This is a genomic window from Dongia deserti, assembly GCF_003574735.1.
GTDB lineage: Bacteria > Pseudomonadota > Alphaproteobacteria > Dongiales > Dongiaceae > Dongia_A > Dongia_A deserti.
Window position 1 is genome coordinate 1 of the sequence record NZ_QORW01000052.1, and the last position, 1,036, is coordinate 1,036.

1 protein-coding gene is annotated in these 1,036 nt (G+C 67.1%); it reads right to left on the bottom strand.

From position 1 onward, the window contains the following. Positions 1 to 139: 139 nt before the first annotated feature. Positions 140 to 1,036: IS110 family RNA-guided transposase (locus tag DTX69_RS29895; protein WP_119305238.1), on the bottom strand; the 897-nt coding region annotated here is incomplete at its 5' end.

The window sequence follows — 1,036 nt, forward strand, 5'->3', positions numbered from 1 at the left end:
CGTTCACGAGTGCGGCGTCGAAGCGCCGGTGGATGGCACGGATTGTCTTTCGTCCCGGATCGATCGATCCCACCATCTACTCCTTTCCTTGCAAGTCACGGCATCGACAGGACGAGTTCCCTTGCTCTGCCGATCTGATCTAGGCCGCAGCGAGACCTGGCATGCTCCCGCGGTTGGCCTGATAGCGTTCTCCGCTCATCATCATCTTCCAGGCGATGCGCGCGATCTTGTTGGCGAGGGCCACGGCAGCGACCTTGCGAGGCTTTCGCGCCAGCAGTTCCTGGAGCCAGGGCGAAGCGCGGCCCTTGCTCTTGCTGGCCTGGCGAATGACCGCCATGGCTCCGACCACCAGCACGCTGCGCAGGGCCGGATCGCCGGCCCGGGTGATGCCGCCCAATCGCACCTTGCCCGCCGTCGAATGGTCCCGCGGCGTCAAACCGATCCAGGCCGCGAAGTGCCGCCCCGACCGGAACACGCTCGGGTCCGGCGCCTTCATGGCCAGCATGACGGCGCCGATCGGCCCGACCCCCGGAATCTCGGCCAGGCGCCGGCTGCATTCATTCCCGCGGTGCCAAGCCATCAGCTCCTCCTCGATCTCCCGCAGGCGCCCCTGCAGACCGGCATATTCACGCGCCTGGATCGCGAACAGCGCCCGCGCCAGCTCCGGCAGCGTCTCATCCGCCTGGGCGCGCGCCAACAGATCGTCGATCTTCTCCAGCCCCTTGGGAGCAATCAGACCGAACTCGGCGGCATAGCCGCGGATCGCATTCGTAAGCTGGGTCCGGTTCCGCACCAGCCGGTCGCGCACGCCGATCAGCATCAAGGCCGCCTGCTGCTCCGCGCTCTTGGCCGCCACGAACCGCATGCCAGGCCGGCTCATCGCCTCGCACACCGCCTCGGCGTCGGCCGCATCGTTCTTCCCGCGTTTGACATACGGCTTCACCAGCTGCGGTGCGATCAGCTTCACTCGGTGACCCAAGCCCTCAATCACCCGCGCCCAGTGATGCGACCCACCGCACGCCTCCATCCCGATCTC